At 69.5% G+C, this 22,436-nt stretch carries 19 protein-coding genes; 8 read left to right on the top strand and 11 right to left on the bottom strand.

Features of this window, described 5'->3' with window-relative positions; all coding sequences use genetic code 11:
* The first annotated feature begins 32 nt into the window (after nucleotides 1-32).
* Nucleotides 33-812 (top strand): HNH endonuclease family protein, encoded by a 780-nt coding sequence (locus JJ683_RS05545; RefSeq protein WP_242474430.1) that lies wholly within the window; start codon nucleotides 33-35, stop codon nucleotides 810-812.
* A gap of 60 nt (nucleotides 813-872) precedes the next feature.
* Here the strand turns inward: JJ683_RS05545 and JJ683_RS05540 are convergent, their stop codons facing one another.
* The 4 genes from JJ683_RS05540 to JJ683_RS05525 form a co-directional block, all read right to left on the bottom strand.
* Entirely contained in the window at nucleotides 873-2,111 is a 1,239-nt protein-coding gene (locus JJ683_RS05540) for an MFS transporter (RefSeq protein ID WP_200172001.1), read from the bottom strand.
* Between the two features lie 220 nt (nucleotides 2,112-2,331).
* On the bottom strand, nucleotides 2,332-3,843 hold the full coding sequence (locus JJ683_RS05535) for an NAD(P)(+) transhydrogenase (Re/Si-specific) subunit beta (RefSeq protein WP_200171999.1): 1,512 nt from the start codon (nucleotides 3,841-3,843) through the stop codon (nucleotides 2,332-2,334).
* A complete protein-coding gene (locus JJ683_RS05530; RefSeq protein ID WP_143907811.1) occupies nucleotides 3,840-4,145 on the bottom strand; it encodes an NAD(P) transhydrogenase subunit alpha part 2 in 306 nt (101 codons plus the stop codon). The genes JJ683_RS05535 and JJ683_RS05530 overlap by 4 nt, the downstream gene beginning before the upstream one ends.
* Nucleotides 4,145-5,224 (bottom strand): Re/Si-specific NAD(P)(+) transhydrogenase subunit alpha, encoded by a 1,080-nt coding sequence (locus JJ683_RS05525; RefSeq protein WP_372435247.1) that lies wholly within the window; start codon nucleotides 5,222-5,224, stop codon nucleotides 4,145-4,147. The genes JJ683_RS05530 and JJ683_RS05525 overlap by 1 nt, the downstream gene beginning before the upstream one ends.
* 384 nt (nucleotides 5,225-5,608) lie before the next feature.
* On the opposite strand from JJ683_RS05525, the gene JJ683_RS05520 reads away from it, so the two are divergent.
* Genes JJ683_RS05520 through JJ683_RS05510 form a run of 3 tightly spaced genes read left to right on the top strand, consistent with a single transcriptional unit; the run spans nucleotide 5,609 to nucleotide 8,318 of the window.
* Complete coding sequence (locus JJ683_RS05520; protein ID WP_200171995.1) at nucleotides 5,609-6,664, top strand: tellurite resistance/C4-dicarboxylate transporter family protein; 1,056 nt, start codon at nucleotides 5,609-5,611, stop codon at nucleotides 6,662-6,664.
* Nucleotides 6,661-7,233, top strand: a complete 573-nt coding sequence (locus JJ683_RS05515) for a DUF309 domain-containing protein (protein ID WP_307810704.1) — start codon at nucleotides 6,661-6,663, stop codon at nucleotides 7,231-7,233. The genes JJ683_RS05520 and JJ683_RS05515 overlap by 4 nt, the downstream gene beginning before the upstream one ends.
* On the top strand, nucleotides 7,230-8,318 hold the full coding sequence (locus JJ683_RS05510; RefSeq protein ID WP_307810703.1) for a CobW family GTP-binding protein: 1,089 nt from the start codon (nucleotides 7,230-7,232) through the stop codon (nucleotides 8,316-8,318). The genes JJ683_RS05515 and JJ683_RS05510 overlap by 4 nt, the downstream gene beginning before the upstream one ends.
* Nucleotides 8,319-8,379: 61 nt before the next feature.
* Here JJ683_RS05510 and JJ683_RS05505 read toward each other — a convergent pair whose 3' ends face one another.
* Nucleotides 8,380-9,231, bottom strand: a complete 852-nt coding sequence (locus JJ683_RS05505) for a uracil-DNA glycosylase (RefSeq protein ID WP_307810702.1) — start codon at nucleotides 9,229-9,231, stop codon at nucleotides 8,380-8,382.
* A 136-nt stretch (nucleotides 9,232-9,367) separates the two neighbouring features.
* Between JJ683_RS05505 and JJ683_RS05500 the strand changes: the two genes are divergently transcribed.
* Nucleotides 9,368-10,177: a DUF4232 domain-containing protein gene (locus JJ683_RS05500; protein WP_200171991.1), complete on the top strand. Its 810-nt coding sequence runs from the start codon at nucleotides 9,368-9,370 to the stop codon at nucleotides 10,175-10,177.
* 143 nt (nucleotides 10,178-10,320) lie between these two features.
* Nucleotides 10,321-11,244 (top strand): DUF1906 domain-containing protein, encoded by a 924-nt coding sequence (locus tag JJ683_RS05495; protein ID WP_200171990.1) that lies wholly within the window; start codon nucleotides 10,321-10,323, stop codon nucleotides 11,242-11,244.
* A 13-nt stretch (nucleotides 11,245-11,257) separates the two neighbouring features.
* Here JJ683_RS05495 and JJ683_RS05490 read toward each other — a convergent pair whose 3' ends face one another.
* Nucleotides 11,258-12,868: a carboxylesterase/lipase family protein gene (locus JJ683_RS05490; protein WP_200172072.1), complete on the bottom strand. Its 1,611-nt coding sequence runs from the start codon at nucleotides 12,866-12,868 to the stop codon at nucleotides 11,258-11,260.
* A gap of 626 nt (nucleotides 12,869-13,494) precedes the next feature.
* On the opposite strand from JJ683_RS05490, the gene JJ683_RS05485 reads away from it, so the two are divergent.
* Both JJ683_RS05485 and JJ683_RS05480 read left to right on the top strand, forming a co-directional pair.
* Complete coding sequence (locus JJ683_RS05485) at nucleotides 13,495-14,259, top strand: lytic transglycosylase domain-containing protein (protein WP_200172070.1); 765 nt, start codon at nucleotides 13,495-13,497, stop codon at nucleotides 14,257-14,259.
* 200 nt (nucleotides 14,260-14,459) lie between these two features.
* Nucleotides 14,460-14,771 (top strand): GNAT family N-acetyltransferase, encoded by a 312-nt coding sequence (locus tag JJ683_RS05480; RefSeq protein ID WP_207279979.1) that lies wholly within the window; start codon nucleotides 14,460-14,462, stop codon nucleotides 14,769-14,771.
* A 63-nt stretch (nucleotides 14,772-14,834) separates the two neighbouring features.
* Here the strand turns inward: JJ683_RS05480 and JJ683_RS05475 are convergent, their stop codons facing one another.
* From JJ683_RS05475 to JJ683_RS05455, 5 genes are all read right to left on the bottom strand, one after another.
* Entirely contained in the window at nucleotides 14,835-15,962 is a 1,128-nt protein-coding gene (locus JJ683_RS05475; RefSeq protein WP_200171989.1) for an acyl-CoA dehydrogenase family protein, read from the bottom strand.
* 9 nt (nucleotides 15,963-15,971) lie between these two features.
* Entirely contained in the window at nucleotides 15,972-17,147 is a 1,176-nt protein-coding gene (locus JJ683_RS05470) for an acyl-CoA dehydrogenase family protein (protein WP_200171988.1), read from the bottom strand.
* Between the two features lie 231 nt (nucleotides 17,148-17,378).
* Nucleotides 17,379-18,812 (bottom strand): aldehyde dehydrogenase family protein, encoded by a 1,434-nt coding sequence (locus JJ683_RS05465; RefSeq protein ID WP_200171986.1) that lies wholly within the window; start codon nucleotides 18,810-18,812, stop codon nucleotides 17,379-17,381.
* Entirely contained in the window at nucleotides 18,809-19,939 is a 1,131-nt protein-coding gene (locus JJ683_RS05460) for an NDMA-dependent alcohol dehydrogenase (protein WP_200171984.1), read from the bottom strand. Before JJ683_RS05460 ends, JJ683_RS05465 begins: the two co-directional genes overlap by 4 nt.
* Before the next feature lie 214 nt (nucleotides 19,940-20,153).
* Complete coding sequence (locus JJ683_RS05455) at nucleotides 20,154-22,184, bottom strand: DEAD/DEAH box helicase (RefSeq protein WP_200171982.1); 2,031 nt, start codon at nucleotides 22,182-22,184, stop codon at nucleotides 20,154-20,156.
* Nucleotides 22,185-22,436 lie beyond the last annotated feature (252 nt).

Here is a 22,436-nt window from a genome sequence, read left to right as displayed (position 1 = left end):
CCCGGACGGGGACGATGCCGCAGGGGGGGACGATGCCGCGGGGGGATACACGGCCGCAGGACGGCGAAGCACGTTGCGCCGGGTCGCGCGGCATCAAGTGGACGGGAGTCCTGGCTCGGACGGCGGGGCTGATCGCGCTGGTCGCGGCGGTGCTCCTGGCGCACCGTTGCACCGCGTTCACACCTATGGCCGACCGACCGGCGCCCGGCAGCCCCTCGACCGAACGGATCCGCTCCCTCCTCGACAGGGTGCAGGTGATCCCCGAACGGCCCGACATACCCGGGTATGAGCGCGACTGCGGTCCCGGCGGGGGGTGCGTATTCGGTTCGGCGTGGACCGATGCGACCAGCGCCCCGCTCTCCCACAACGGTTGCGACACCCGCAACGACGTGCTCGCCCGGGCCATGAGCGGGGTGCGGTTCCGGCCCGGCACCGGACGCTGCGTCGTGGTCGCGGGGCTGCTCGACGACCCCTACACCGGGAGCCGCATCACGTTCCGCAAGTCCGACGCGGGCAAGGTGCAGATCGACCACGTGATCCCGCTCGCCGCCGCATGGGACCTCGGCGCCCACACGTGGACGCCGGCGATGCGCAGGAGGTTCGCCAATGACACGGATTTCGAGCTGCTCGCCGTGGACGGACCGGCGAACATGCGCAAGAGCGACTCCACGCCGCAGGACTGGATACCGGGCCCCGCCGCCTACCGCTGCTTCTACGCGGCGAAGTACCTCGCTGTCGCGGTCCGGTACTCCCTGCCCATCACCGCCGGCGACCGGACCGTCCTCGCACACATCGCCGACCGCTGCGGATGACGGCTGTCCGCCACAGGCCCCGGGGACTCCACTGCAGCTACGGTCTCAGGCCGGCCGGGCTCAGGACCGGCCGCGCACGATCACGTCCGGGCCGCCGCGCCGTGCGCCTGTCAGCGTCTCCGGCGCGCCCACCCACGGGACGGTCGCGAGCAGGCACACCGCGCCCGTGACCGCGAAGGCCACCGAGTAAGAGGCCTGTTCCGCCAGGAAGCCCGCGGCGATGGGGCCGATGATCGCACCGACGTCCGAGAGCATCTGGAATCCCGCCAACACGCTGCCGCCGCGGCGGTCGGCGCCGATCAGGTCCGCCACCACCGCCTGTTGCGGGGCGTTGAGCAGGCCCGCCCCGGCACCGGCGACGAAGGAGGTCACCACCAGCATCGCCGACCCCGCGGACAACCCCAATGCAGCGGTGCCGACGCCGGTGACGACGAGCCCCGCCAGCACCATCGGCTTGCGGCCCCGCGTATCGGCGATCCGGCCCGCAGGGATGATCACGAGGGCGTTGCCGACCGCGAACACCGCCAGCGCGACTCCGGCCATGCTTTCACCCGCGCCGATGGCGACCGCGAACAGCGGCACGAGCGCCACCCGGACCCCCATCGACGACCAGCCGTTGGCGAACTTGGACACCAGTGCCGCACGGTACGCACGATGGGCCAGGGCCTCCCGGAGTTCCATGACGGGCTTGTCCGTCCCGTCACCGCCGTCCGCCGGGTACACGTCCTTGAGCAGCAGGCCCACCACGATCATCGCCACGATGAGCGCTGCCGCGTACACCAGGAACGGCACGCGCAGCCCGAACCCCGCCAACAGCCCGCCGAGGACCGGGCCGAGGATGTTCCCCACCAGGAAGGCCGACGAGTACAGGCCGGTCACACGCCCGCGCGCGCCCGGATCGGCCAGGCGCACCAGCAGGCCCATCGCCGACACCGTGAACATGGTCGAACCGATGCCCCCGAGTCCGCGGAACAGCAGTAGTTGCCAATAGTTGGCCGCGAAGGCGCAGGCGCCGGTGGAGATCGCAACGATGAACAGGCCCGTCAGATACACCCACCGCTCACCGACCAGGTTCACCAGCCGCCCGCCGGCCGGGGCGAAAACGAGGCGGAAGAACGCGAACGCGCTGATGATCACGGTGGCCGCTGTGGTGCCCACGTCGAAGCTCTTGGCGAACTGCGGCAGCACCGGCGCCACCAGTCCGAATCCGAGCGCGATCACGAATGCGGCGGTCACCAGCACCCAGATCGACCGTGGAATCGGGGTGCGGGCGGCGCCTCGCACCGCTCGTCGCCTCATCGTGCACCCGCCTTTCGCGCGTCCAGTCAACCAACCTGCCCCCGGAAGTCCGACCTCCCGGGGCAGCCCTCTACCAGTACACGGCCCCTCCCGTGCACAACGCACGCGGGCCCCGCGCCGGCCGGAGCCGGGCGGGACCCGCGATGGTGGATCGGTAAAGGACGGCGCGCAAGGGCCTTCGTGCGTGCCCTAGTCGTCCTGTGGTGCCGACCGTGTCGTGTCAGAGGCCCTTGAGCTCTTCGATGACGGACTCGACGGACTTCTTCGCATCACCGAAGAGCATCGAGGTGCCGTCCGCGTAGAACAGCGGGTTGTCGATGCCCGCGTAGCCGGTGCTCATCGAGCGCTTGAGCACGATCGTCGAGCGCGCCTGATCGACGTTGAGGATCGGCATTCCGTGGATCGGACTCGACGGATCGTTGCGCGCCGCCGGGTTGGTGACGTCGTTGGCGCCGATGACGATCGCGACATCGGTGCGGCCGAACTCGCCGTTGACGTCGTCCATCTCCTTCATCGCGTCGTATTCCACATCCGCCTCGGCGAGCAGCACGTTCATGTGCCCCGGCATACGGCCGGCAACCGGGTGGATTGCGTACTTGACCTCGACGCCCTTCTCCTCGAGCAGGCTGGCCATCTCCTTGACCGTGTGCTGCGCCTGCGCCACGGCCAGGCCGTAGCCGGGCACCACGATCACCTGGTTGGCGTAGGCCATCTGGATCGCGGCATCCGCCGCCGAGGTGGACTTGACCGTGCCGCCCGCATCGCCGACCGGGCCCGCGGCCGCGTCGCCGCCGCCGAACGCGCCGAACACGATCGCCGGGATCGACCGGTTCATCGCCTTGGCCATGAGATTGGTCAGGATCGAACCGGAGGCTCCGACGATCATGCCGGCGACGATGAGCGCCGTGTTGTCGAGCGCAATACCCGCCGCAGCCGCCGAAAGTCCGGTCATCGCGTTGAGCAGCGAGATCACCACCGGCATGTCGGCGCCACCGATCGGCAGCACCACGAACAGGCCCATGATGCCGGCCGCAATGAGCAGGCCCACCATCCACCAGATCGACGAACCGTCATTGGTCGCCGCGCGCACGCCCATCACCACGGCGAGGGCGATCGAGACGATCAGCAACACCATGTTGGCCAGCTGGAACAGCTTTGCGTTGCCGGTGGCGAACTTCTCGAGGCCCTTGGGCATGACCTCCTGCAGCTTGGAGAACGCCACCAGCGAACCCCAGAACGAGATCGAACCGATGATCGCTGCGATCAGCGACCCCACCACCATCGGCGAGGCCGGCTCGACACCGTGGAAGTTCAAGAACCCATTCGTCTCCGAGGCCTCGGCCCAGGCGATCAGGGCGACCGTGCCGCCGCCGACCCCGTTGAACAGGGCGACGAGCTGTGGCATCGCGGTCATCTTGGTCTTGAGTGCCGGCGGGACGCCGAGCACGACGCCCAGGACGAGCCCCACTGCGATGAGGATCCAGTTGATCGCGGGCACGTCGACCCGGCCGTGGCCGTCGTCGGAGACTGCGCCGTCGTTGTAGACCTGCAGCAGCGTCGCGGCCACCGCGAGGAGCATGCCCACCGCGGCGATCCAGTTTCCGCGGACCGCGGTCTTCGGACCGGTCAGACCCATCAGGCCGTAGATGAACATGCCGAATGCGACGATGTAGAGAGCGAGGACGGTGTAGTGCAGCCCCTCGCTGGCGGTGTGCGCAGCAGCAAGGATCACTTGGCCGCCTCCTTCTTACCCTTGAACATGCCCAGCATGCGGTCGGTGACGGCGAAGCCGCCGATCACGTTGAGCGTGCCGAACACCAGCGCCACGAACGCGATGATCCGCACGCCCCAACCTGCGTCCGCCGGCAGCGAACCGAGCACGACCAGGGCGCCGAGCACCACGATGCCGTGGATGGCGTTGGTACCCGACATCAGCGGAGTGTGCAGGGTGTTCGGGACCTTCGAGATCACGGCGAAGCCGACGAACCCGGCCAGCACCAGGATCGCGATGTTCGCCAATAGTCCGGTGTACATCAGTTGTCCTCCTTCGCGCGGGTGACGCAGGCCGCCGCGAGGATCTCGTCCGAGAAATCCGGGGCCAGGCGCGCGTCGTCGTCGAGCATCAGCTCGAGCAGCTCCTGGACGTTGCGCGAATACAGCTCGCTCGCATGTTCCGGCATCGTCGCCGGAAGGTTCAGCGGCGACGCGATGGTCACCCCATGCTTGACGACGGTCTGTCCGGGCTCGGTGAGCTCGCAGTTGCCGCCGGTCTCGCCGGCGAGGTCGACGATCACGCTGCCGGGGCGCATGCCTTCGACCGCGGCGGCCGTCACCAGGCGCGGAGCGGGACGGCCGGGCACCAGCGCCGTGGTGATCACCACGTCGAACCCCTTGATGGCGTCCTCGAGCGCCTGCTGCTGCTGATCGCGTTCGGCCTCGGTGAGCTCGCGGGCGTAACCGCCTTCGCCTGCGGCGTCGATGCCCAGATCGAGCCACTGCGCACCCACGGAACGCACCTGGTCGGCCACCTCCGGGCGCACGTCGTAGCCGGTGGGCCTGCCGCCGAGCCGCTTGGCCGTGGCCAGCGCCTGCAGGCCTGCCACGCCGACGCCGAGGACCAGCACTGTGGCCGGCTTCACGGTGCCCGCCGCAGTGGTGAGCATCGGGAAGAACCGGGTCGATTCCGTCGCCGCGACGATCACCGCCTTGTAGCCGGACACGTTGCCCTGCGAGGACAGCGCGTCCATGGCCTGTGCACGCGAGATCCGCGGAATCGCTTCCACCGCGAACGCGTGGACGCCGGCCGCGGCGAGTTCCTGAACGCCGTCGGCGTTGCCGCGCGGATTGAGGAATCCGATCAGGGTCTGCCCCGAGTGCATACGGGTCAGCTCGCCCGCATTCGGCGCGGCTACCTTGACCACGACCTCGGACTCCCAGGGGTCCCCGATCTCCGCTCCGGCCTCGACATAGGCGTCGTCCGGGATCAGCGCGCTCTCACCTGCGCCCGCCTCGACGACCACCTTCACGCCCTTGCCGGCCAGTTTGCCCACTACCTTCGGCACCAAAGCGACGCGGCGCTCGCCGTCGTTCGTCTCCCGAACCACGCCCACCACGGCACCCTGAGCCTTACCGCTCTGTGCTGAATCCAAGTGTCTGAAACTTTCTACGTTGTGCTTTCGACCTGCTTTGTGCTTTCGACTTGCTTTGCGCTTTCGACCTGCGTCGTGCTCGCGATCTGAAGAGTCCCCCGCGGGGTGGCCGCACCCGCGGCGCGGATCGTGTCCGCATATGCCCCGGGGATCGGGTGACTATAACCAGCGGCGGGTCTGCCGCAAAAACCGATGGGTAACACTGTCCTTCGCAATCAACCCGATATCCGCTGATTATGTCAGCAGCCCCCCGGCACGCTCGTTGCGGTCCCATCCGCATGCCCGGGTACCCGCGGACGGGGGTGCAATCAGCTGCCGATCCACGCCGACGCCCATAGGCTGATCCGCGTGCCGACGTCGACAGATACCTCCCCGGACCCCGACATCGCTCCGAGGGATCCCTGGCGCGGAGCCTTCGCCTTCGTCATGGCCACGGGGATCGTCTCCACGGCGATCCTCAACTCCGGCGCACACATCGCCGCGGCGGTGTTGTTCACGATCGCGAACGTGACGTACTTCACTCTCACGGTGCGGGTGGCGTTCCGTTGGGAGCATCACCGGGCGGCAGGCGACGGCGGCTTCATGACGCTGACCTTCGTGGCCGCGTCGGGTGTGCTCGGGGCGCACTATGCGTTCCTCGGGTTCCGGATCGCCGCGCTGGCGTTCGTCGTCATATCCATAGCCTCGTGGGTGGTCCTCGGCTACACAGTCACCGCGCGCGCCGTCGCCGCGGCGGCCACGGAGAAACGCGTCTCCTTCGCCGACGAGCTGTCGCAAGTCGACGGCACCTGGTTCCTCTGGGTCGTGTCGACACAGTCCGTCGCCGTGGTGTGCGGCGCGTACGCCACCCATTTCGGCTCCCACGGCCTGGCGACGTTCGCTGCACTGTGCTGGTCGGTGGGCGTGGTGAAGTTCGGGCTCATCGCGTCGCTCGAGTTCTCCCGCCTGATGCTGCACCGTCTCGCGCCGCGCGAAACCGTGGCCCCTTACTGGATCTTCATGGGCTCGGCGGCGATCACGGTCCTCGCCGGGGCGCAGATCCTGGAGCTGAGCTCGGAACAGTCCCTCCTGGAGCCGGACGTGGTCGCGACCGTCTCCATGGTCCTGTGGTCCTTCGCCACATGGCTTGTCCCGCTTCTCATCGGGCTGTTCGTCTGGCAGCTGTCGCGGCGCCCCGGCGTTCCCCGTTTTCGGACGGCATGGTGGTCGATGGTGTTTCCGATCGGCATGTACGGCGAGGCCAGCAGGCAGCTCGGCACCATCCACGGCACCGGCTGGCTCACGGACGTCGGTCGATGGGAAGCGTGGGCGGCGCTTGCCGTATGGGCTGTGACCTGCGCGGTACTGTTCACCCAGCTGGCCTCCGCCCGGCTTGCGGCACGATCACGCACAATGCACTCGTGACCCGCCACAACCCCGAGCAGCGCAGCTCCCCACACGACGGCGATACGCCGCGCCGGCCACGCGCACGCGACGACCGCGGGCGCGCCCAGAACGACCGCCCCCGCGACGCCCTCGGCCGGCCGCTCCCGCACGGCGCGTCCGGTGTTCCCCGCCAGCCGGAAGGCATCGTCCGCACTCCGGGCCAGACGTTGGAACTGGGCCAGGATCTGCTGGACCGGCACCGTCCGTTCCACGCGCACGACGTGTTCGAGGATCATTGGAAGCAGACGACGGGCGCCGACAGGCCGTTGTGGCGCGGCCTCGCACAGCTCGCGGTCGGGATCACGCATGCGGCCCGCGGGAATCCGGCTGGGGCGGCGGCGGTGCTGGACCGCGCCGCCGTCACGATCGCACCGTTCGCTGCGACGCCGCCGTACGGCATCGACGTGCCCGGGATCCGGGCCTGGTGTGCCGGGTGGTCGACGCGTCTCGACCGCACCGGCACCCCGCCCCGACCGTTGTGGATCGAACCACCGCGGCTGCGCAGTGATACCGCGGGAGACGACTCCGGCCAAGGGGAACTGCGGTGACCGCGGCGCCTGTACCGGTGGTCGTGCTGGCCGGATTCCTCGGCGCGGGCAAGACGACGCTTCTCAACCACCTGCTGTCGAACACGATCGGGGTCCGACTCGGCGTCATCGTCAACGATTTCGGCGCCGTCGGGATCGACGCATTGCTCGTGGCGGGGCAGGTCGACGGAGTGGTCGATCTCGGAAACGGATGCGTGTGCTGTGCAGTGGAGGGAGATGAACTCGAATCCGCCCTCACCCGCATCGCCCGCGCATCCCGCGGCGTCGACGCGATCGTGATCGAGGCCAGCGGGCTCGCAGAGCCGCGGAGCCTCATCCGCATGGTGGTCGGCGGCGCATCGCGCGCGTTCCGGTACGGCGGGCTGGTCGAGGTGGTCGACGCAGCCGCCTTCCCCGACACCCGCCGGCGGCACCCGGAACTCGACGCCCACGTGCGGCTTGCCGACCTCGTGGTCATCGGAAAGACCGACCAGGCCTCCCCCGCCGAACTTGCCGCGGTCCGCGGGACGATCACGTCGCTGTGCGGTCCGGTCCCCGTGGTCGAGGCGGCCCACGGCCGCATCGATCCGGCGCTGCTGTTCGACGAACGCGGCGCCGTCGCAGCGCCGGACCTGCCCCGTCAGATGACGCTCGACGACCTGTTGCGCGAGTCCGCGCACAAGGGCGCGACGAGCGGCGGCAAAGCACAATACGCTTCCCCGCATCCGCACGCCGGATACGACACCGTCTCCTACGTCCACGAAGGACCGCTGCACCCGCGGCGGCTGGCCGCGCTGCTCGAGGACGCTCCAGCGGGCCTGTACCGGACCAAAGGCGTAGTTGCGCTCGCGGACCCGGACGATTGCGGATCGTTCGAGATCCAGACCGTCGGCCGATACATCCACGCCCGGCGGCGTTCCGTCGGCGCCGCAGAAGCACCCCGCCGCGACGCCGACGGCCCGGCCGCCTCCGGCACCCGCCTTGTCGCGATCGGGACGGGCATCGACGAACAGGCACTGGTCGCGGCGCTGGATGCGTGCCGGACACAGCCGGACGAGCCGCCGGACGAGCAGGCGATGCTCTCGATACTGCGCTATCTCGATTGACCCTTTATCGCGATCGCCCCGGGACGACCGACCGGCCCGGGGCGGCCTTGGCCTCCCCGGACTATTCGGGCGCGCACAGTGCGCGCGCATCCGCGAAAAGTTCGTCGAGCATCTTTTCCGTCAATCTGCCGGTGAAGGTGTTCTGCTGGCTCGGGTGGAAGCAGCCGAGCACGCTGATGCAGCGACCGCCGGACAATTCCACCGCGGTCCGCGCACCGTGCCCGAACCGCGGCTTGGGCCTGGGTATTCGCACTCCGGCATCGCGCAGTGAGCGCAGCACCGCGTCCCAGCCGTACCCTCCGAGTGCGACGATGACGCGCACCGTCGGCAGGACTTCCGCGAGCTCGGCCGCCATCCAGGGCGCGCAGGCGTCACGCTCGGCCGTCGTGGGCTTGTTGCCCGGCGGCGCGCACCGCACCGCGGACATGATCCGCGCGCGCTGCAGGCGCTGACCGTCCCCCACGTGCGTGCTCGTGGGGATGGCGGCGAAGCCCGCCCGGCACAGCGCCGCATAGAGCCAGTCGCCGGCACGGTCCCCGGTGAACATCCGCGAAGTGCGGTTGGAGCCGTTCGCCGCCGGCGCGAGCCCCACCACCAGGATCTCGGGAGCCTCGTCACCGAACCCGGGCACCGGGCGGCCCCAATAGGGCTGATCGGCGAATGACTTGCGCTTGGCCACCGCCGCCTCTTCGCGCCAGGAGACGAGCCGCGGGCAGGCCCGGCACACCGAGATCCGCGCGTCAAGCGCGTGGAGGTCGACCGCTCCGGCGGCGAGCGACGCGACCTCCCCGGGGGTCGCCGCGACAGGAGTGGACGAATCGGCCGGATCGCCCGGCCACCCTATGCCGGGCGGAACCGGAGAGGGAAATGCTCCTCCGGCGAGCGGGTGGGGCAGCAACTCCGGACCGTCCACGCCGGCTCCTTTCTGTGCTCCCTGCGCCGTCCCCAGCCTATCCCCGTGCCGCACGCGGGCGGCACGGGCGGCACGTGTCCCGCCCTGAGCCGCGTCGTCCCCCTGGCCCGGTCCTGCTCCGCGTAGCCTGGGAGACATGAGGAGACCGGCGCGGCACTCGGCCCCCAGGCGCGCGGCCTCGCGGGCGGGGTCGCGTGCTGCCCGCGGGCGCGGCCTCCGGCACTGCCCGCACCGTCCGGACCGGCGGCGCCGCAGGAACATCCGGGCGCTCGCGGCAGGGGCGCTGGCCCTCGCGTCGGCCGTCACGCTCACCGGCTGCGAAAGCGCCATCACCGATCCTTCCGCGCAGGAGACGACGATCCCCTCCCTTCAGGCGCGCGCGACGCCGCCCAGCCGGGCGGAACGGACTCCGCAGGCCATCCCCACGCCCGTCACCACGCTGTCCGCAGCGCTGCCACCCGCGTCGTCGCCCCCCGCGTCGCCGACCGCCGGCCCGCCTTCCGCTGCACCGGCTCCGGCCTGCCCCGCCGATGCGCTGGACGTGGGCTTCGGACGAGTGGGCGCCGCCGCGGGGTCGATCATCCTCACGCTGGTATTCACCAACACCTCCTCCGGGCCGTGCACGTTGTTCGGGTTCCCGGGCGTCTCCTACGTGGGGGCGGACGGCGAGACACAGGTGGGGTCCGCCGCAGTGCGCTCGCCGCGCCCGGGCCAGACCGTGCTGCTGAAGCCGGGACAGAGCGCCTCGTCCCAGGTGCGCGCGGCCAACGTGCGGAACTATCCGGCCGAGGAGTGCGAACCGACCCCTGTGTCGGGCATACGGGTATACCCGCCGGGAGACACCGGTTCGGTGGTCCTCCCACGCGCGAGCACCGGCTGTGCGACTTCCTCCCCCAACGTGACGCAACTCGACGTCACCCCCGTGGTTCCGGGTACCGGAGACTGACCGACCCGCCAGTACAGCGCGCACGCGTTCCCACTTTTCACAGATTTCACTTGCAACACGCGAGCATCAATAGTTGACTTCTACACAACAACCATCACTCGCGTAACAACGCATACCCGGACCGGGTCCGGTGGGAGGTCACCGTGGAACTGTCTCGTCGCGATGCGCTGCGCACGCTCGTCACCGGAGCCACCGCCGCCGCCGGCCTGGCGTTCATTGCGGCTCCCGCCGCCCGGGCCGAAGGGCTGGGCACCCTCATCGACTACTCCGCAGGCGTCCCGTCCGCCCGATCCATCCGGGCGGCCGGCTACACGGGCGCCATCCGCTACTGCTCGGACGCACGGGCCGATTGGATGGCCGGCAAGCCCATGGCCCGTAGCGAGGCCGACGCGCTGCAGGACGCGGGGCTGGAGGTCGTCTCGTGCTACCAGTACGGAAAGGGCGACACCTCCGACTGGCTCGGCGGGCACGAAGCGGGGGTCCGCCACGCGACGCGGGGACTCGAACTGCACCGCGCAGCCGGCGGCCCCGACGGCGCCCCCCTGTACATGTCCATCGACTCGAACCCCACCCGCGCACAGTTCGACGCCCAGGTGCTGCCGTTCCTCCAGGGCTGCGAGAGCGTGCTCGGCCACGCCCGCACCGGCGTCTACTGCAATGCGCCCACCATCGACCGGGCGCTCGCCGCCGGCGTGGGCGCGTACTTTTGGCAGCACGACTGGGGAAGCGCGGGACGCATCCACGACGCCGCGCATCTGCACCAGCGCGCCATCGACACCGACAAAGTAGACGGAATCGGGATCGACCTCAACACGATCCGCAAGAACTACTACGGACAATGGTCCGCCCACGAGCACACCTCAGTATCCAGCGGTGGCGCCGGCGTCACTCAGCAGGCCGCCGGGGCAGAAGGCGCTCGGCCCGAGCAGATCCTCGACGGAGTCTCGCAGTCCGCAGGCGATCCGGGCGCGCTGTTCGGCGGCGCCGACCACCTGATCGGCCGCGTCACCGGACTCGCCGACAGGGCCATCGGGCTCGCCGGTCGACTCGCCGGCCGCATCGGCTGACCGGGCCGGGCCATCAGGGGAACCCCAGCACTCTGCAGCCCCACAGCGAGCGCGCCCTCCTGTCCGGATCCACCACCACCTCGTCCCGGCGATCGATCACCAGTGTCCGGCGCCCGCGCTCGTCGTAGCCGGCCCACGGTTCGGCGCCGTCCTCACCGTCGGGTCTGCCCGTGCGCGCGAACGTCAGCCACCGTGCGCGCATCCTGTCCGCCACCCGTTCCGCCGTGCGCCGGCCGCCCAACGCGAAGGTCGGGTCGCGCCGCATCGCCCCGAACGTGCCGAAAACGTACGGAACCTCCGTGGCGTGGCCCGCGCCCACGCGGGCCGCGCGCAGCATCGGCGAGGCGTGGTCGAACCGGTACAGCCACGTCGGCGCGCGACGGCTGTGCGCCTCCGCGATCCACACGGCGGGCATCCGGAAGGCGGCGTCCTGCGACACCGCCACCGCGCCCCGCGTCCGCGGCAGTTCCCGGTATCCGGACATGATCGCCGCGACCCGCTCGGGTGCGACGTCCGGGTTGGCGGCGAGCACCCCCGCCAGCATCTGGTAAACCGACTGCGGCGTCACCGGCATCATCTGCACGCGTAGCAGACGGGATATCGACGCTTCGTCACGGTTGGTCCCGATGATCAGCGGCACGCGGTGCGCCAGACCCTTCTGAAACGCCGCCACCGGATACCGCGGAACCAGTTCCCCGTCCACGACGGGGGCCATGGCGAGGGTGCCCGGATCCGATCCGGACACTTCCGCGGACAGTCGGCCGCTCGCCTCGGCGAGCTCGGCGACGGGCATCGTCCGCAGCGTTTCCGCTCGTTCGGCCGAAACGTCCAGCAGGCGCAACAGCCGACCGGCCACCGACGACGCCCGCTGCATGCCGTACACGGATGTGGCCGGCGAACTCTGCGCGATCGCGCGGTGGAACAACCCCGCCGCGTGCGGCACCGTCATCAACGTCGTCACCGCTCCCCCGCCCGACGACTCGCCGAAGAGCGTCACGTTGTTCGGGTCGCCGCCAAATGCGCTGATGTTCTCCCGCACCCACTCCAGAGCCGCCAGCTGGTCGCGCAAACCCACATTGGATTCGAATGTTCCTGCGCCGCCGGACACCGAATCCAGGGACACGAACCCCAGGACGCCGAGGCGGTAGTTGAAGGTCACCACCACCGTGTCGCCCTCCGCGGCCAGCCGGTGCCCTTGGTAGACCCCTTGCGAACCCGCGCCCAGGAAGTACGCGCCGCCGTGGACCCATACGAGCACGGGGCGCAGGGTCTGCTCCGGACGCGGAGCCCAGACGTTGAGGTTGAGGCAGTCCTCGTCACGGACCAGCTCGGCTTCGATGGGCATGCCCTCGGCCTGCGGGCAGACGGGCCCGAACTCCGCGCAGTCGCGCACCCCGCTCCACCTGCGGGCGGGGACGGGCGCCCGGAACCGCAGCGCCCCCACCGGCGGCTCGGCGAACGGAATTCCACGCCACGCGAAGACCTCCCGTATCCGGTCGGCGCGCGCATGCCCCACGTCTGGTTCGCCCGCCCGCCGGTCGGAATGCCCACGTACAGCTCCACACGGCGGTGCCACGACCAGCGACCCGCGGTTCCACGTTTCCCGATCCGGTGACGCAGGCATACCCGAGCAGCGGCCCGTGGATCCGTCGATCATGCTGTGACGCTAGCGCGCACCGTCGCGGAACCCGCGGCCGGCACTGCACGGGCGGCGATGCACGGGCGGCGCTGTCGGCGCGGCACGGCCGGCTCTACAACACCAACGCCGCGTCGAGCAGTCATGCGTGCCGACGGTCCCTGTCCGGCCGTCGGCCGGGTTCCGGTGACGGGAGTCACCAGGATAGCGCCGCATGCCCGAGCACCACGAGCAAGGAGTACGGGGGCGCGCCCGCACAGCTCGACATTCGCACAGGTCACACCCCCGCAACCAGCCCGACCATGGCAGCGGCTGCATCCACCTGGACGATGGCCGCTTGCTCATTTCCCGCATCATCCATCACATATGCCACACGCTACCCGTTTGATAACGCTTGGATAACGACAAGATCACGAATTGACGGTACTGTCGCCGACGGCCCGGGGCCGGGCCGCCCCGCACAGCGGACCGACGTCACCTAACACCGCCGACGCCGTGAAGTGCTGCGGGCCCGGCCCACCACCGATAGCACCAGGAGCCACGTGCCCAGCACCCGAGACCACGCCCAGTTCCGGCGTACCGCCCGCGCGCTCATCCCCACAGCGGTACTCGCGATGTCGGTCACCACGGCCGCGATCCCCGCTTCCGCAGGGCCGCTGCACGCGACCTCTCCCACGGCCCCCGGCCCCGCCGACGCGCCCGACACAGGCGCCGCTACTGCCACCGCCGTCACCCGGCCGACTCCGGGCGACGCCGCTGCAGCGGCCGCAGGATCCACAGCGCCCGTAGGGTCCGCCGGTTCGCTCACCCTGCATGCTCCCCCCGGACTGCCACGTCCGGCCGGCCTGTCCACCGACGTCGTACAGGGCGGGATGCCCGACATCAACTTCGCGGCATACTCGCATGCCGCAGAGGTCCTCGCCGAGGAGATGCCCCGGTGCGGCATCGACTGGTCTCTCATCGCGGGCATCGGCCGCGTCGAATCGACGCATGCGGACCACGGCGCCACGGACGCGCAGGGAACCCTCATCGACCCCATCTACGGGCCTCGCCTCGACGGCAGCCTCGGCGGCAATCAGGTGATCACCGACACCGACGGCGGCCGTCTCGACGGCGATGCCGCCTACGACCGGGCCGTGGGGCCGACGCAATTCATCCCCACCACATGGGCGCAATATGCCGCGGACGGCAACGGCGACGGCGTCGCCGACCCGCAGAACCTCTACGACTCGGCCCTGACGACCGGCCGCTACCTGTGCGACGGCGGACTCGACCTGCGCAACCCCGGCGACATCATGACCGCGATCCTGCGCTACAACCAGTCGACCGTCTACGCCGGCAAAGTCCTCGGATTCACGCACCACTACGGACGGATGTGACCGCACCGCCGCACCCGGGATCCCGCACCGCATACACGACATCTCCTGCGGCGTCCGTTCCCTCCCGCGGCGCTTCGGATCGCGCTAACCTGGAGGGACGGTCGTCGCGCGGCAACCGCTAGTGGCCTGTCGGCTCCGTCGGTCTTCCAGGACAGCGCCGGTCCCACAGGACAGCGCACCCGCGAGCAGCAGCCGTGACAATGCAGAACCTCGAACGAGAGGGGCAGGCTCCGGTGGCACACAGAATATTGCACAACACGGACCTCGAGCGCTTCGAGATCTATGTGGGCGAGGAGGTCGGCGCCTACGCCGACTATGTCGATGTGGGCGAAACCCGCAACTTCGACCACACCGTCACGAAGGGCCGTTTCGAGGGGCAGGGACTCGCATCCGCGCTGATCGAGCACGCCCTCGACACGACCAGGTCGGAAGGCAAGCGCGTCGTCACGTCATGCAGCTTCGTGCTCGGGTTCATCGAAGCGCATCCCCAGTACAACGACCTCGTCGCCTGATCGGCGCACAGCGACCTCATCGTGCACTGACGGACCGGCGCAGCAGATCTCCCGGCCCCGCCGCTACAGCTCGACCACCTCGTGGTCCCGCACGCCGTCGACCAGCACGCGCAGGTGTTCCTCGCGGCCGCCTAGCGTGTGTTCGATAGCGAGCAGCCGGCTGGCGTAGTGCCCCACCGGATATTCGTCGGTGACGCCGATTCCACCGTGCAACTGGATCGCCTCCTGCCCGACGGTCCGCGCCGATTCACAGATCTGCAGCTGCACACGTGAGGCGATCACGGGGTCCGCATCGCCGTCGGCCAGCGACATCGAGGCGTACATGCTCATGCTGCGCGCCAGCTCCACGAGCACGTACATGTCCGCGGCCCGCTGCGTGAGCGTCTGAAACGTCGCCAGTGGCACACCGAATTGGCGCCGCGTCCTCAGGTAGTCGGTGGTCAGGCGCAGCGCTTCGTCCATCGCGCCCACGGCCTCCGCCGCCTGGCCCGCTTGGGCACGCACCTCCGCGTCCCGGATCACGCCGCCGCAGTCGGCGGGCTCGCCCAACGGCCGCGCCGCCGCCGAGTCCATATCCCACTGGCCGGCGCGCAGGCCGTCGTGCGTGGCGTAGCCGGTGCGTTCGACGCCCGGCGCATCGGCCTGCACCAGGAAGAGCCCCGTACCACCGTCCGGCAAAACCGCACTCACAATCGCCGTGTCGGCGCAGTCCCCATGGGGAACGGGGTTCTTCACGCCCGTCACCGTCCAGTGGTCGCCGTCCTGGCGAGCCGAGGTCGTCACCGTGCGCACCGGCCACCGGGTAGCCGGCTCGTGGTGCGCCAGCACCACCAGCCGTTCTCCGTCGGTGATCCCGGGCAACAACTCCGCACGCTGTTCCGCCGTCCCCTGCCGGGCGATCACACCGCCCGCGACTACGACCACATCGAGGATCGGCTCCGGCACCAGCCGGCGCCCCACCTCCGTCATCACCGCCATCACCTCGATGGGGCCTGCGCCCATGCCGCCGTCCTCCTCGGCGAAAGGCAACCCGAGCAGCCCCATCTCGGCGCACTGCGCCCACACGTCCTTGCTCCACCCCAGGTCGGTGGCCACGGTCTCTCGGCGGGTTTCGGGGTCGTAGGCCTTCTCGAACAGGTCCGATGCCGCTGAGGCCAGCATCTTCTGCTCATCGGTGTAGGAAAAATCCACGGCGGTTCCTCACAATCCCAGAATCGACTTGGCGATGATCGTTCGCTGAACTTCGTTGGATCCGCTGTAGATCGACACTTTGCGGTAGTTCAGGTACGTCGGCGTCGCCGCCTGCGCCCACTGCGGGGTCTGCACGTCCGCCGTCGTGTGGAACGGCAGCGCATCGAACCCCGCCACGTCCATCAGCAGCTCCGTCGCCGCCTGCTGCAGCTGGGACCCGCGCAGCTTGAGCAGCGACGAGGCGGGGTTGGGCCGACCGTCCGCAGAGTCCGCCGCCACCCGCATCTGCGTCAATTCCAATGCCACAAGCTCGTTCTCGAGCCGTGCGAAGCGCGCGGCGTACTGCGGCTCGTCCAGCAGCATGCCGTCGCCCACGCGGAGAGCGGCGGCATGCTCCTTCGCCAGCGCCACGCGCACCTTGGAGGCACCGAGCCGGGTGACGTTCACGCGCTCGTTGCCCAGCAGGAACTTGGCGTAGCTCCATCCCGCGTTCTCTTCGCCCACGAGGTTCTCCGCGGGCACGCGCACGTCTTCGAAGAAGATCTCGTTGACTTCGTGGCCGCCGTCGATCAGCTTGATCGGCCGGACCGTGATCCCCGGCGTCTTCATGTCGATCAGCAGGAAGGAGATGCCCGCCTGCTTCTTCGGTGCGTTCGGATCCGTACGCACCAGGCAGAAGATCCAGTCGGCATGCTGACCGAGCGTGGTCCAGGTCTTCTGCCCGTTGACGATGTAGCAATCGCCGTCACGGTCGGCCCGCGTCTTGAGGGAGGCGAGGTCCGAGCCCGCCTCCGGCTCCGAAAATCCTTGGCACCACCAGATATCGAGGTTGGCGGTGGCGGGAAGGAACCGCTTCTTCTGCTCCTCTGACCCGAACTCGGCGATCACCGGGCCCACCATCACGCAGTTGAACGCGAGCGGCTCCGGGACCGATGCCAACTGCATCTCGGTGAGCCAGATGTGCTTGCGCACATCGGTCCAAGCGCGCCCGCCCCACTCCACAGGCCAGCCGGGCACCGCGAGTCCGGCCTCGTTGAGGGTCCGCTGGGCGCGGCGCATGAGCTCAGGATTCGCCTCCCCGCCGGCATCGGGCCGGAGGCGCAGCTCCGCGGGGATCTTCGTGGTGAAGAAGTCGCGCATCTCCTGCTGGAATGCGCGGTCCTCCTCCGACAATGCCAGCTGCATGAATGTCCTTTCGACGGTTCTCGAAAGCCGCAGACCCCGACGGCCCCAGTCATGTGTGCGACGTCTCAAGGCAATCACAACTTGAACTTGACGTCAACTCCGAAACTCCGCTGACGGACAGTCATACGAGTCCGCGGGCACCGGGCACGAATGTGAAAAGGGCGCGGCCCGTGGGTCACCCCACGGGCCGCGCCCGATCATGTGCCTCTCCGCGTCGGCGCGGCACGCCGATCAGCGTTGGATCGACTTGATCTCGAGGAACTCCTCCAGACCGTAGACGCCGCCCTCGCGGCCGATCCCCGACTGCTTGTAGCCGCCGAACGGGGCCGCTGTGTTGAATGACCCGCCGTTCACCTCGACCTGACCGGTGCGGATCCGGCGGGCCACGGCGACGGCCGCATCGGTGTCGGCACCCCACACGCCGCCGGCGAGCCCGTACTCGGAATCGTTCGCGATGCGCACCGCGTCATCCTCGTCCTCGTACGCCATGATCGACAGCACCGGACCGAAGATCTCCTCCCGCGCGATCGTCATGTCGGGCGTCACTCCGCTGAACACGGTGGGGCCCACGAAGTACCCGGATTCGAGCCCCGTCTCCCTGCCGTCCAGCACCAGCTCGGCGCCCTCGGCCACACCCGCGTCGATGTATCCGCGCACCCGCTCGAGCTGACGCGCGTTCACCAGCGGTCCGAGCCGGGCCGCGTCGTCGAATGGGGAGCCGGGGGCGAACTGCCGCGCCGCGCCCACGGCCAGCTCCGTCACTTCCGCAAGGCGCTCCCGCGGCACGAGCATCCGCGTGAGCGCGGTGCAGGTCTGGCCGGAGTTCAGATAGCACTTGAACACGCCGTCCGGAACCGCCTTCGCGAGGTCGGCACCCTCGAGGAGGACGTTGGCCGACTTGCCGCCGAGTTCGAGTGCGACACGCTTGACCGTCTCCGACGCCACCGCGGCCACGCGCTTGCCCGCACCGGTGGATCCGGTGAACGACACCATGTCGATGCCCGGATGCCGGGCGATCGCCTCCCCCACCACGGGTCCGGTGCCACTTACCAGGTTGAACACACCAGGCGGAAGGCCTGCGGCGTCCATGATCTCGGCGAGCGCATAGCTGATCAGCGGCGCCACTTCCGTCGGCTTGAGCACGACGGTGCACCCCGCCGCCAGCGCCGCCCCCACCTTGAGCACCACCTGGTGCAGCGGGTAGTTCCACGGGGTGATCGCGCCGACCACCCCGACGGGCTCGCGCACGATCAGCGAGTTGCCGATCTCCTCCGTGTCGAAGCCGTAGGTGTCGGCCAACTGCGCGAAGGCCGCCATGTTGGCGGTGGGCATGCCGATCTGGATCGGCGCCGCCAACCGGACCGGCATGCCCATGTCCCGCGCGATGAGCTCGGCGAGCTCATCGGCGCGGGAGGACAGTCCGTCCGCCACCTTCTGCAGGTAGGACGACCGTTCCGACCCCGGGAGCGCGGACCAACCGTCGAACGCTCTGCGCGCCGCGGCGACGGCGAGATCGACGTCCTCCGCGGTGCCCTCGGCCACCTGCGCGATGACCTGCTCGGTGGTCGGGTCCACTACGTCGATCACGCCGGCCGAGGAGGAGTCCGTCCACCGGCCGTCCACGTAGATCCGCGTGCGGTCCTCGCCCCCGCCCGGGGAGGTCACCGGTCCGCGTCCGTGTAGAGGATGACGCCCCGGATGTTCTTCCCGTCGAGCATGTCCTCGTACCCCTGGTTGATCTCCTCGAGCGAATACGTCTTGGTCACCAGATCGTCCAGGTTGAGCTTGCCCGCCTTGTACATCGACAGCAGGTCCGGGATCTCCGCCTTGGGGTTCGCGCCGCCGAAGATCGCGCCGCGCAGTTCCTTCTGCAGCATCGTGAACAGGAACAGGTTGAGCTTGACGTCCATGTCGGCCATGCCGCCCATGCCGACGACCGTCACGCGGCCGCCCTTCTTCGTCAGCGTGAGCGCGGGGTCGATGTCCTCGCCGTTGATCCTGCCCACGGTGATGATGGTCTTGTCGGCCATCTTGCCCCAGGTCATCTCCATCACCGGCGCGATCGCCTCGGCCATGGACGGGTAGGCGTGGGTGGCGCCGAACTTCTTGGCCTCCTCGCGGTGGAACTCGGACGGATCGATGACGATCACGCGCTTGGCGCCGGAGACCGCCGCGCCCTGGACCGAGTTCATGCCGACGCCGCCGGCCCCGACCACGATCACGGTTTCCCCCGGCTCGACCTCCGCGACGTTCGTCGCCGAGCCCCAGCCCGTCGTCACTCCGCAACCGACGAGGCAGGCCACCTCGAACGGGATCTCTTCGTCGATCTTCACCACCGAGGACATGTGGACGGTGGCGTACGGCGAGAACGTGCCCAGCAGGCACATCGGGATGACGTCCTCGCCGGCCGCGGTCTGGATGCGCCGGGTGCCGTCGCTGATCGACTCGCCGGTGAGCAGGTACATACCCAGATCGCACAGGTTCGAATGGCCGGTCACGCACGGCTCGCACTTGCCGCAGGAGGGGATGAACGAGAAGACCACGTGGTCCCCGACCTTGACGTCCGTGACGCCCTCGCCCACCTGGACGACCTTGCCGGCGCCCTCGTGCCCGCCCATCACCGGGAACGCCGGCATCGGCGTGTCCCCGGTGACGATGTGATGGTCCGAGTGGCACATGCCGGACGCGTGCAGCTCCACCATCACCTCGCCGGCGTGCGGTTCGCCGACCTCGATCTCCTCGACGCTCCACGGCTGGTTGAGTCCGCGGAGGATCGCACCCTTGGTCTTCATGCCCGTCTGGCCTTTCGTCGAACCTCGGAGACGCCCGGGAGGGCGCACCGTCCTGGTTCGAACATAAACGGTCGGGCAGCACTTGTGAAGAGCACTACAAGAACACGTTCCATTCAGCGGCCCCCCCGCCGGTTGACGCGCTGCGCAGAAACTCTGCGGCGTGTCGGATCGCCGGGCACCGCTCAAACTGAAACGAGTTCCACGAGTGGGAACGCTATCCGCGCGGGCCGTCCCACTTCCGTCGCGCGCCGCCCGAGCGCTTATCTCCATGCTCTCCGTCACGCGGCCCCCGGCCGCCCTTGCGGTGTCCGCTGCCGCGGCCCTTCCCGGCGTTGGGCCCCGGACGCCCGGACGGCGGACCGCTGTCCGGCTTGAGGTCGATCAGCTCACCGCAGACCCGCGTGTGACGCAAGGCCGCGAACGTCTCACGAGACAGGCCCGCGGGCAGCTCCACCAGCGAATACTCGCCCCGGATGCTGATGTGGCCGAAGTCCGCGCGGCCCAGGCCGCCCTCGTTGGCGAGCGCACCGACGATCGCACCCGGCTGCACGCCATGACGACGACCCACCTGGATCTTGTACGTAGAGAACTCCGTGCCGTTGCGGCCCCGCGACCGATCACGCCCGCCGCGGTCCCGGTCGCCGCGGTCCCGGTCGTTCTTGCGTCCCTTGCCGTGGTCACGGCGCTCGGGCTCCGGCGCCAGCAGGAACGACTCCCCGTCCCTGGACTGTGTCGCCAACGCCGCCGCGATGTCGACCATCGGCACGTCGTGCTCGCGCTGGTACTCCTCGATCAACTGGCGGAACAGCTCCACCATCGGCGCTTCGAGGCTCGCGGTGATCGAATCGGCGAACTTCGACACCCGCTGGGCGTTGACGTCGTCGACCGTCGGAAGGCTCATCTCCTGGAGCGGCTGGCGTGTGGCACGTTCGATCGCCTTGAGCAGACGGGTCTCGCGTGGAGAGACGAACAGCAGCGCCTGCCCGGCACGCCCGGCACGACCGGTGCGACCGATACGGTGCACGTAGGCCTCGGTGTCGTGCGGGATGTCGTAGTTGACGACATGCGAGATCCTGTCGACGTCGAGTCCTCGCGCCGCCACGTCCGTCGCCACGAGGATGTCGATCCGGCCGTCCTTGAGTTGGCCGATGGTGCGCTCACGCTGCGCTTGGACGATGTCGCCGTTGATGGCCGCGGCGGCGAGCCCCCGTGCGCGCAGCTTCTCCGCGAGGTCCTCGGTCGCCTGCTTGGTGCGCACGAAGATGATCATCGCGTCGAAATCCTCGACCTCGAGGATGCGCGTGAGCGCGTCGAGCTTGCGCTGGTTCGACACGGACACCCACTGCTGGGTGATGTTGCGGGCTGTCGCCGTCTTGCCCTTGATGGTGACCTCGGCCGGATCGTCGAGGTACCGCTTGGACAATTTGCGGATCCCCGCCGGCATCGTGGCAGAGAACAACGCGACCTGCTTGGACTCCGGGGTGTCGGCCAGGATACGCTCGACGTCCTCCTGGAAGCCCATCTTGAGCATCTCGTCGGCCTCGTCGAGCACGAGGAACTCGAGTTCGCTCAGGTCCAACGTGCCCTTGTCAAGGTGGTCGATGATGCGGCCGGGCGTGCCGACCACCACCTGGACGCCGCGGCGCAGGCCGGACAGCTGAACTCCGTAGCTCTGGCCGCCGTAGATCGGCAGGACGTGCACGCCCGGCTGATGGACCGAGTAGCTTCCGAAGGCCTCGGACACCTGCAGCGCGAGCTCGCGGGTGGGGGCGAGCACCAGCGCCTGCGGCTTCTTGCCGCCGGGGACGATCCGGCTCAGCACGGGCACCGCGAAGGCGGCGGTCTTGCCCGTGCCGGTCTGTGCCAGCCCCACAACGTCGCGGCCGGCCAGCAGCAAGGGGATGGTCTCGGCCTGGATCGGCGACGGCGTCTCGTAGCCCACGTCGCCGAGCGCCCGCAGAACCTCGGGCGCGATGCCCAGATCGGCGAAGGACAGCTCGTCCGAGGACGCCGCAACCGGAGCGGCCCCCCCGGCCGACGGCACGGCGGCGTCGCCACCGCCCGGGGCCCGTTCACCCGCCGGACGCGCACCCTCGCGCCGTTCGTCGTCGGTGGACGTGTCGTCTTCGGAAGAGTCGTCTACCGAGGCGTCAGTGTCGTCTACCGAGGTGTCTTCAGTGGGAGTGGGCTCGTCGGCGGGAAGAGGGTCGCTCGCGCGAGGGCCGACGCTGTTATCATCATTCATTTGCCCAGCATTTTATACCATTCGGGCAGCGGGCCCCGCGCCGCGTCCCCGTCGCGACACGGGGGTCGGCCCCGTGCGTCTCCACGCCCCTCAGCGGCGTGTCCGGTGCCGCCCGGCCGCCCCCTCCGGGATCGCCCGCGCAGACCCGGTCCGCATCTCGGACCCGGCGCGCGGAAAGGTAACAGCCGCGTCACGGCATGCGATGCGTCAGGCAGAGGGTGCGTCGGCGCGCCCGGGGCCGCCGGACCACGG

The organism is Tomitella cavernea (assembly GCF_016599145.1).
Classification (GTDB): domain Bacteria; phylum Actinomycetota; class Actinomycetes; order Mycobacteriales; family Mycobacteriaceae; genus Tomitella; species Tomitella cavernae.
The sequence above is the reverse complement of the archived record's forward strand: the minus strand, read 5'-3'. Positions and strand labels throughout refer to the sequence as shown.